This window comes from Kerstersia sp. (genome assembly GCF_052103615.1).
GTDB lineage: Bacteria > Pseudomonadota > Gammaproteobacteria > Burkholderiales > Burkholderiaceae_B > Kerstersia.
Genome location: NZ_JBQEKA010000108.1, coordinates 1 through 9,745, shown reverse-complemented (window position 1 = coordinate 9,745; position 9,745 = coordinate 1). Strand labels below are relative to the sequence as shown.

The 9,745-nt window shown below is 62.7% G+C and carries 6 protein-coding genes; 3 read left to right on the top strand and 3 right to left on the bottom strand.

The genetic code is table 11. The annotated features are described in order from the left end of the window. A partial coding sequence (locus tag ACTJGZ_RS14895) for an MFS transporter (RefSeq protein ID WP_441663687.1) occupies window positions 1–764 on the top strand: 764 nt, incomplete at its 5' end. Further along, window positions 761–1,519 carry a sulfite exporter TauE/SafE family protein gene (locus tag ACTJGZ_RS14890; protein WP_441663686.1) on the top strand — a complete coding sequence of 253 codons (759 nt, stop codon included), beginning with the start codon at window positions 761–763 and terminating at the stop codon, window positions 1,517–1,519. The genes ACTJGZ_RS14895 and ACTJGZ_RS14890, both read left to right, overlap by 4 nt. 455 nt (window positions 1,520–1,974) lie before the next feature. On the opposite strand, the gene lpdA is transcribed toward ACTJGZ_RS14890, so the two are convergent. From lpdA to ACTJGZ_RS14875, 3 genes are all read right to left on the bottom strand, one after another. Next, window positions 1,975–3,402 (bottom strand): dihydrolipoyl dehydrogenase, encoded by a 1,428-nt coding sequence (gene lpdA / locus ACTJGZ_RS14885; protein WP_441663685.1) that lies wholly within the window; start codon window positions 3,400–3,402, stop codon window positions 1,975–1,977. Between the two features lie 141 nt (window positions 3,403–3,543). Next, window positions 3,544–4,743 (bottom strand): 2-oxoglutarate dehydrogenase complex dihydrolipoyllysine-residue succinyltransferase, encoded by a 1,200-nt coding sequence (gene odhB / locus ACTJGZ_RS14880; protein ID WP_441663684.1) that lies wholly within the window; start codon window positions 4,741–4,743, stop codon window positions 3,544–3,546. 42 nt (window positions 4,744–4,785) lie between these two features. After that, entirely contained in the window at window positions 4,786–7,653 is a 2,868-nt protein-coding gene (locus tag ACTJGZ_RS14875) for a 2-oxoglutarate dehydrogenase E1 component (protein ID WP_441663683.1), read from the bottom strand. Window positions 7,654–8,098: 445 nt separating this feature from the next. Between ACTJGZ_RS14875 and ACTJGZ_RS14870 the strand changes: the two genes are divergently transcribed. Beyond that, window positions 8,099–9,745: NADP-dependent malic enzyme (locus ACTJGZ_RS14870; RefSeq protein ID WP_441663682.1), on the top strand; the 1,647-nt coding region annotated here is incomplete at its 3' end.

Genomic DNA, 9,745 nt, shown 5'->3' with positions numbered 1-9,745 from the left:
TAGCCGGGCCCTTGCTGGGCGGTTATCTGCTGGGCGCGCAACGCGACTGGCGTCTGCCGCTGATCGTCTTCGGCCTAGCCGGTGCCGGGGCCATGGTGCTGATTGCCCTGGCCGTCAGCAAACGCATGACCGAAAAAATCAGCAGCGGCCAGACCCGCGCCGATACCGACGGCGCCGCCACCATGTGGAACCGCAACACGCTGCTGCTGACGGCCATGAGCTGCATCGGCGGCCTGTGCATCTATGGCTATCTCGGCATGTACCCGACCTTTCTGCGGGAACACCTGCACTATTCGCCCGCCGACACCAGCCGCATCATGAGCATCTTCGGCATCGGCGTGTTCGCCTCCATCTTTGGCGGCTGGCTGGGCGACCGCTTCCACCCCAAACTGGTGCTGGGGATCAGCTTTGCCGGCACCGGCCTGCTGGGCTGGCTGCTGTTCGGCGGCCCCGAAAGCCTGGGCGCGCAGTCCGTGCTCTCGTTTTTCTGGGGCCTGCTGGTAAGCGGCGTGCTGTATGTCAATCTGGCCGGATATCACATCAAGGCCGTCAGGGCCTCACTGACCAGCCGGGCGACCGGGATATTCGTTACCACCCTGTATGGCACGGGCGCGTTCGCCGGGTATATCATCGGCGGTATCGCATCACACTTGGGCTGGAATATGGCTGGATTGCTGCAAATCACCTTGTTCTCGGGCATAGGCATCGCGCTTACCCTGTTGTTGCGCACCGAACGCATGTCACAGCCTGCACGCCAGCCATGACGCTGCTGGAATGGCTCATGCTGGGCGGTGCCGCCGCACTCGCCGGCGCGCTCAATGCCGTCGCCGGCGGCGGCAGTTTCCTGACTCTGCCCGCCCTGGCGCTGGCTGGCGTACCCCTGATCGCCGCCAATGCCACCGGCACGGCGGCGCTCCTGCCGGGCTATCTGGCCAGCGCCTGGTCGCTGCGGCGCGAGCTGGCCGCGCCCATGACGCCATCCCTGCTGCGCATGAGCCTGCTTTCCATCGGCGGCGGCGCTGTCGGCGCCTTGCTGCTGCTCTCCACCTCCAGCCATTTCTTCGCGTTGCTGGTGCCCTGGCTGCTGCTGCTTGCCACCGTGCTATTCGCCTATGGCCAGCGCCTGATTGCCCGGCGGGCCGAACTGCCGCCAGCCGCCCCCAACACCCTCAAGGCAGACCTCTGCATTCTGGCCGTCGCCATCTACGGCGGCTATTTCAATGGCGGCCTGGGGATTCTCTTGCTGGCGGTACTGGGTTTTCTCGGGCACACCGACCTCACCCGCATGAATGGCGTCAAGAACTTCATTTCCGCCATCCTGACGCTCTTTGCCGTCCTCATCTATGCCGCTGACGGCGCCATCGTCTGGCTGCCTGCCTTGTGGATGGCGGTCGGCGCGACCCTGGGCGGCTACATCGGCGGCAGCCTGCTGCGCCGCCTCAGCCCCAAGTTCGTGCGCCGCTGCATCGTGCTCACCGGCCTGGCCATGAGCGCCGCGTTTTTCTATCAATCCTACTGACGCAGCCCAGAACACGCCGCCGCCTCTCGCGCTGCCTAACGGCACCAGCGGCATCAGCGGCATCAGCGGCGCGAGCGGCGCCGGGACCGGGTTCCTGGTCTCGCTGGCGGCAGGCGCCGCCGTGCTGCTCCTGACACTCTACGGCTACCGGCGTCTGCGCCAGACGGCGGCATTCTTCCCTGCTGCCTGAAAAGCGCCATGGCAAAACGGCCAGCATACGGCCCGCCCGGCTGCAGCGTGACTCCGGCGTGGCTGCGGCTTGGCTGCGATCTGGATGCGGCCTGGCTGCGGTATGACTGTTGCTTGGCTACGGTGTGGCTACGGCGTGGCTGTGCTGGCTGTGGCCTGAGTGCATTTCTGCATGCCTGCTCCGCTTGAGCCCGGGCAACAAAAAACCCCTTTCCAGACGGAAAGGGGTTTTTGATGTCCTGATACCCGCCCATGGCGGGCCAGGATTAGAAGTTCAGCGCGCGCTTGTCCACAGCCAGCGCCGCTTCCTTCATGGCTTCCGACAGCGTCGGGTGCGCATGGCAGATACGGGCGATGTCTTCGGCAGCACCACGGAATTCCATGATGGTCACAGCTTCGGCGATCAGCTCGGAAGCAACCGGGCCAACGATATGCACGCCCAGGACTTCGTCGGTCTTGGCATCAGCCAGCACCTTCACGAAACCGGTGGTGTCGCCCAGCGCGCGTGCGCGGCCATTGGCCAGGAAGGGGAAGCTGCCAGCCTTGTAGGCACGGCCTTCCTTCTTCAGCTGCTGCTCGGTCTGGCCGACCCAGGCAATTTCCGGCGAGGTGTAAATCACCCAGGGAATGGTCGCGAAATTGACATGGCCATGCTGGCCAGCGATGCGCTCTGCCACCGCCACGCCTTCTTCCTCGGCCTTGTGCGCCAGCATCGGGCCGCGCACCACATCGCCCACCGCCCACACATTGGGCAGGTTGGTGCGGCATTCCGCGTCAACCGCGACAAAGCCGCGCTCGTCCAGGGTCAGGCCCACGGCCGGCGCGTTCAGGCCGTTCGTGAAAGGCACGCGGCCAATGGACACAATCAGACGGTCCACCGTCAGCTTCTGCTCTTCGCCAGCCGCATTCTTGTAGCTGATATCAACCTTCTTGGCCGAAGGCTTGATTTCGCTGATCTGCACGCCCACCTGGATATCCAGGCCTTGCTTGGCAAATGCCTTTTGGGCTTCCTTGGCAACCTGCTGGTCGGCAGCAGCCAGGAAGTCAGGCGCGGCTTCCAGCACCGTCACGGCGGAACCCAGACGGCGCCACACGCTGCCCATTTCCAGACCGATCACACCGGCGCCGATCACGCCCAGCTTGCCGGGAACGGCATCCAGGCTCAGCGCACCGTCATTGGACAGGATGATTTTTTCGTCGAACGGCACGCCCGGCAGTTCACGCGGCGCCGAACCCGTCGCCACGACCACATGGCGGGCCACCAGGTTTTCTTCGGTCTTGCCGGTCACATTGATGGACCAGCCGCCTTCGACCTGGCCCGCAAACGCGGCATAGCCATGGAAGAAGGTGACCTTGTTCTTCTTGAACAGGTACAGAATGCCTTCGTTGTTCTGCTTGACGACTTCGTTCTTGCGGCCGATCAGTTTGTCGAGCTTGAGCGACACGCCCTTCACTTCAATGCCATGCTCGGCAAAGTGGTGATTGGCCTGTTCGAAATGTTCGGACGATTGCAGCAGCGCCTTGGACGGAATGCAGCCGACGTTGGTGCAGGTGCCGCCGGGAGCGGGGCCGCCCTTGGCGTTTTCCGCAGCGTCAACGCAAGCCACGGACAGGCCCAGTTGCGCAGCGCGGATCGCGGCGATATAGCCGCCAGGGCCGGCGCCGATGACGACAAGATCAAATTGCTTGGACATGATTGGGGAATCTCTCGCTAGAGTCGGCGTGCCGGCCATGCATGAAACACGGCGCGGCAGCCTCGGGGACGCAGCCCGCTTGCAGCGGCTGCTGCGAAGAATGACAGGCCCCGGCAGAAAGCGCCGGGGCCATGCTGGGAATTACAGATCCAGCAGCAGGCGCTGCGGATCTTCCAGCGCTTCCTTCATGGCGACCAAGCCCAGGACGGCTTCACGGCCGTCGATGATGCGGTGGTCATAGGACATGGCGAAGTAGTTGATCGGACGGATCACGACCTGGCCGTTCTCCACGACCGGACGCTCACGCGTGGCGTGAATGCCCAGAATGGCAGCCTGAGGCGGGTTGATGATCGGGGTCGAGAACATCGAACCGAACACACCGCCGTTGGAGATCGAGAAGGTACCGCCGGTCAGCTCTTCCAGACCCAGCTTGCCTTCGGAGGCGCGCTTGCCGAAATCGGCGATCTGCTTTTCGATCTCGGCGATCGACAGCTGATCCGCATTGCGCAGGATGGGCACCACCAGGCCGCGCGGGCTGCCGACAGCGATACCGATGTCGAAGTAACCGTGGTAGATGATGTCCTTGCCATCGACCGAGGCGTTCAGGATCGGGTATTTCTTCAGCGCGGCAACCACCGCCTTCACGAAGAAGGACATGAAGCCCAGCTTCACGCCGTGTTCCTTTTCGAAGCGCTCTTTGTACTTGTTGCGCAGGTCGATCACCGCCTTCATGTTGATTTCATTGAAGGTGGTCAGGATGGCGTTTTCGCTTTGCGATTGCAGCAGGCGCTCGGCCACGCGGGCACGCAGGCGGCTCATCGGCACGCGCTGTTCCGGACGGCCGTCGAGCGACAGTTGCAGCGGCTGGACGGCAGCCGGTGCGGCAGCGGGCTTGGCGGCGGGCGCTTCAGCGGCCAGGGCATCGCCCTTGGTCACGCGGCCGCCGCGGCCGGAACCTTCCACCGAGCTGGCTTCAACGCCCTTCTCGGCCAGGATCTTGGCAGCGGCAGGTGAGGCCACGCCAGCAGCGCTGGCGGCAGGCGCAGCGGCAGCGGCGGCGGGGGCCGCAGCGGCTGCCGGTGCAGCAGCAGCACCCTTGCCTTCGGTGTCGATCTTGGCGATCAGTTCGCCGGAAGTCACGGTGCTGCCATCGCCGCGGACGATCTCGGACAGCACGCCGGCCTTGGGCGCGGGCACTTCGAGAACCACCTTGTCGGTTTCGATTTCGATGAGGATTTCATCAGCGGCAACGGCTTCGCCAGGCTGCTTCTTCCAGTTGAGCAAAGCCGCTTCCGAGACAGACTCGGAAAGCTGCGGGACTACAACGTCGATAATGGCCATTATGTTCTTCCTGTATGGATATTGGTTCTGTTCCGGGATGGATTACTTGCTCAGCACGAAGCCCTTGAGTTTGCCGAAAGCCTGTTCGATGAGGGCCTTCTGCTGCTCGTTGTGCTTGGCGAGATAGCCCACGGCGGGCGAAGCGGAAGCGGGACGGCCCGCGTAGCTCAGCTTCTGGCCAGCGCTCATGTTTTCATACAGGTGGTGCTGGATGTAGAACCAGGGGCCCTGGTTCTGCGGTTCGTCCTGCACCCACACCACTTCAGCAAGATTCGGGTACTTCGCCATTTCAGCAGCGAAATCCTTGTGTGCGAACGGATACAGCTGTTCCACGCGGACGATGGCGACATCTTCCGCATTGCGCTCGCGGCGCGCATGCACCAGATCGTAATAGACCTTGCCCGAGCACGCCAGCAGACGCTTGACCTTGTCTTGCTGGATGGCTTGATCCACTTCACCCAGCACCGGGTGGAAGTGGCCATTGGCCAACTCTTCCAGCGGCGAACCTGCATCCTTGTTACGCAGCAGCGACTTCGGCGTGAAGATCACCAGCGGCTTGCGGAACTGGCGGATCATCTGGCGGCGCAGCACGTGGAAGATCTGTGCCGAGGTTGTGGGCTGCACGGCCTGGATATTGTTGTCCGCGCCCAATTGCAGGAAGCGTTCGATGCGGGCCGACGAGTGTTCCGGGCCCTGGCCTTCGTAGCCATGCGGCAGCATCATGGTCAGACCGCACTGGCGGCCCCACTTGGCTTCGCCGGAAACGATGAACTGGTCGATCACGACCTGCGCGCCGTTAACGAAGTCACCGAACTGGGCTTCCCAGATCGTCAGGGTATTGGGTTCGGCGGAGGCATAGCCGTATTCAAAGCCCAGCACCGCTTCTTCGGACAGCACGGAGTCGATGACCGTGAACGAAGCCTGGTCTTCCGCCACGTTTTGCAGCGGAACATAGATACCGTCGTTCCAGCGCTCGCGCTTCTGGTCGTGCAGAACGGCGTGGCGGTGCGTGAACGTGCCGCGGCCCGAATCCTGGCCGGTAATGCGGATCGGATAACCGGCAGCCACCAGCGTGGCAAATGCCAGGTGCTCGCCCATGCCCCAGTCCAGATTGGCTTCGCCGCGCGCCATTTCGGCACGGTTGTTGAGCAGGCGCGCCACCAGCGGGTGCACCGTGAAGCCTTCCGGCACTTGCGTCAGCTTTTCGCCGATACGCTTGAGTTCGGCCAGCGGCACGCCAGTGTCGGCGTGGTCGGTCCACTTGGCGTTCAGGAATTGCGTCCAGTCGGTCGCGTACTTGCCCTTGTAATTGGTCAGCACAGGCTCAATGGTGCGCTGGCCGTCTTCCATCAGTTGGCGGTAAGCGGCAACCAGCTCATCGCCGCTGCCTGCCGGCAGGATGCCTTGGCTTTCCAGCTTGTCGGCATACAGCTGGCGGGTGCCGGGGTGCTGGCCAATGCGCTTGTACATCAGCGGCTGCGTCAGCGCCGGCGTATCTTGTTCGTTGTGGCCCAGCTTGCGGAAGCAGATGATATCAACCACGACATCATGATTGAACTCGCGGCGGTAATCCAGCGCCAGGCGGGTCACAAACACCACGGCTTCGGGATCGTCGCCGTTGACGTGGAACACCGGGGCTTCGATCATTTTGACCACGTCCGTGCAATACAGCGTGGAACGCGAGTCGCGGGGGTCGGACGTCGTGAAGCCGATCTGGTTATTGATGACCAGATGCACCGTGCCGCCCGTGCCATAACCGCGGGTCTGGGCCAGGTTCAGCGTTTCCATGACCACGCCCTGGCCGGCGAAAGCGGCGTCACCGTGCACCAGAACCGGCAGAACTTGCTCGCCCTTGGCATCGCCGCGGCGGTCTTGGCGGGCGCGCACGCTGCCCTCGACCACGGGGTTAACGATTTCCAGGTGGGACGGGTTGAAGGCCAGCGACAGGTGCACCGGGCCGCCGCGCGTCGAAAGATCGCTGGAGAAACCGTTGTGGTATTTCACGTCGCCGTCGGTCAGGCCTTCGGCGTGCTTGCCTTCGAATTCGGCGAACAGATCGCCCGGCATCTTGCCCATGATGTTCACGAGCATGTTCAGACGGCCGCGGTGGGCCATGCCGACGATGATTTCCTGCACGCCCGATTCACCGGCGTGATTCACCAGTTCGTCCATCGAAACGATGAAGCTTTCACCGCCTTCCAGCGAGAAGCGCTTCTGGCCCACATACTTGGTATGCAGGAAACGCTCCATGCCTTCTGCCTCGGTGAGCTGCTGCAGCACATGGCGCTTCTGGTCAACGGACAGATCCGGGTGCGAATGCACGGACTCCAGACGCTGCTGGATCCAGTGCTTGGCCTTGGGATCGGAGATGTGCATGAATTCTGCGCCGACAGAACCACAGTAGGTGTCGCGCAGCGCCTTCAGGATGTCGCGCAGCGTCATCCGGTCGGCAGTCGTGAAGTAGGTGTCGGTCGCCGCATAGACCTGATCCAGATCAGCTTCGGTCAGGCCGTAAAAAGCGGGGTCGAGTTCCGGCAGTTGCGGGCGCTCATGACGCTTGAGCGGATCCAGTTCGGCCCAGCGCGCGCCCAGCGAACGGTAGGCGGAGATCAGCGTCTGGACAACAATTTGCTTGCTGGCGACGGAAAAGTCGGGTTCTTTGACGCGGACGGCAAAGGCATTGGCCCGGGCGCGTTCAGCGAAAGACTGGACGATGGGAGCGTGAGCCCTGTCGCGCGTGGCTTCCTGACCATCCGTGGCAGGCTGGTGCTGCAACTGGTCGAAATAGGCACGCCAGTTTTCAGGCACGGCACCCGGATTATCCAGGTAGGTTTCGTAGAGTTCTTCTACGTATGGCGCGTTCCCCCCAAACAGGTATGAGGAGGACAGGGATTCTGTTTGCGATGACATGTAACGCTTCACCTTTCCGGGCGTTTCACCCTTGACGATGCAGGAAAACCTTCCGCGACACGGCCAAACCGTTTAGCGGATAGCGGGGCAGAAGGCGACGTGAACGAGCCTAAATAGCCGTATTGCAGTTCAGTATAGCGCTTTCATGCCATAGCAGGCCCTTTTTCCATGCCATTCCCGTCCAAGCGGCGCCCCGGAAAATAATTTTGTGCGGCGCGATGGCGGCAGTAGCTAAGACTTAGCCGCGACATGCCAAACAGATGCCGTTCGATAAGTCCAAATTGCATCTTCCCGCCATGCAGTGCAAAAACCGTTAATGCAGCGCAACACATCCCACTCGCCCGCTGCCCGGCATTTTCGAGTATCTTTGATCTCTTGCCGGAGCAATCGCTGTACTCACGCTGTACTCGCGGCCCAACTTTCTCACCTGTCTTTCAGAAAGTCCATGGACGAAAATCTGACCAAATTGGCGCTGGATTACCACGCCTACCCCAAACCCGGAAAAATCTCGGTCACTCCTACCAAGCCTCTGGCCAACCAGGATGACCTATCGCTGGCGTATTCGCCGGGTGTCGCCGCTGCCAGCATGGCCATCCATGCAGAAGGCAATGCCGCCGCCGCGCGTTATACCTCACGCGCCAACCTGGTGGGCGTCATCACCAACGGCACTGCCGTCCTGGGGCTGGGCAATATCGGCCCGCTGGCCGCCAAGCCGGTCATGGAAGGCAAAGGCGGACTGTTCAAGAAGTTTGCCGGCATCGACGTCTTCGATATCGAGCTGGCCGAGAACGACCCGGACAAACTGGTCGATATCATTGCCGCGCTGGAACCCACCCTGGGCGGCGTGAACCTGGAAGACATCAAAGCGCCCGAGTGCTTCTATATTGAGAAGAAACTGCGCGAGCGCATGCGCATCCCGGTGTTCCACGACGACCAGCACGGCACTGCCATCATTTCCGGCGCTGCCGTCCTGAACGGGCTGAAGATCGTCGGCAAGCCATTGGACTCGGTCAAACTGGTCTGCTCCGGCGCCGGCGCAGCCGCCATCGCCTGCCTGGACTTGCTCGTCAGCCTGGGGATACGCCGCGAAAATATCTATGTCGTCGATTCGCGCGGCGTCATCACGGTCGGCCGCGAGGCCAATATGGAGCCCAACAAGGCCCGCTATGCGCAGCAAACCGATGCGCGCACGCTGGCCGACATCACGGTGGGCGCGGACGTCTTCCTCGGCTGCTCGGCCCCTGGCGTGCTGACCGCCGACATGGTCAAGACCATGGCTGCCCAGCCGCTGATCCTGGCGCTGGCCAACCCGGAACCCGAAATCCGCCCTGATGTCGCCAAGGCCGCCCGCCCGGATTGCATCATCGCCACCGGCCGTTCGGACTACCCCAATCAGGTCAATAACGTCCTGTGCTTCCCCTTCATTTTCCGCGGCGCCCTGGATGTCGGCGCTTCGCGCATCACCGAAGAAATGAAGCTGGCCTGCGTCCACGCCATCGCTGCGCTGGCCCAGGCCGAGCAGAATGACGAAGTCGCCGTGGCCTATGCCGGCCAGGAACTGAGCTTCGGCCCGGAATACATCATCCCCAAGCCCTTCGATCCGCGCCTGATCGTGGAAGTGGCTTCGGCTGTGGCGCTGGCCGCAGAAAAATCCGGCGTGGCCGCCCGTCCCATCCAGGACATGGACGCCTACCGCCAGGAACTGCAGGCCTTCGTTTATCACTCCGGCCAACTGATGCGCCCGCTCTACAAGCAGGCGCGCCAGGACCCCAAGCGCGTGATCTACGCAGACGGCGAAGAAGAGCGCGTGCTGCGCGCCGTGCAAACCGTCGTGGACGAGAAGCTGGCCTTCCCCATTCTGGTTGGCCGTCCCTCCGTCATCGACATGCGCCTCAAGAAGCTGGGCCTGCGCCTGGAAGCCGGCACGCATTTTGAAGTCGTCGATCCCGAGGACGACGTGCGCTTCAACGAAACCTGGCAGGCGTACTACCAGCTCAAGGGCCGCAACGGCGTCACCCCGGCCGTGGCCAAGGCGATGATCCGCAAGCACAACACCCTGATCGGCGCCTTGCTGGTCAAACGCGGCGATGCC

Bases quoted from the DNA above. Each gene is read 5' to 3' on its own strand.
- ACTJGZ_RS14890 (WP_441663686.1), top strand. From the start codon at position 761: ATGACGCTGCTGGAATGGCTCATGCTGGGCGGTGCCGCCGCACTCGCC.
- lpdA (WP_441663685.1), bottom strand. From the start codon at position 3,402: ATGTCCAAGCAATTTGATCTTGTCGTCATCGGCGCCGGCCCTGGCGGC.
- odhB (WP_441663684.1), bottom strand. From the start codon at position 4,743: ATGGCCATTATCGACGTTGTAGTCCCGCAGCTTTCCGAGTCTGTCTCG.
- ACTJGZ_RS14875 (WP_441663683.1), bottom strand. From the start codon at position 7,653: ATGTCATCGCAAACAGAATCCCTGTCCTCCTCATACCTGTTTGGGGGG.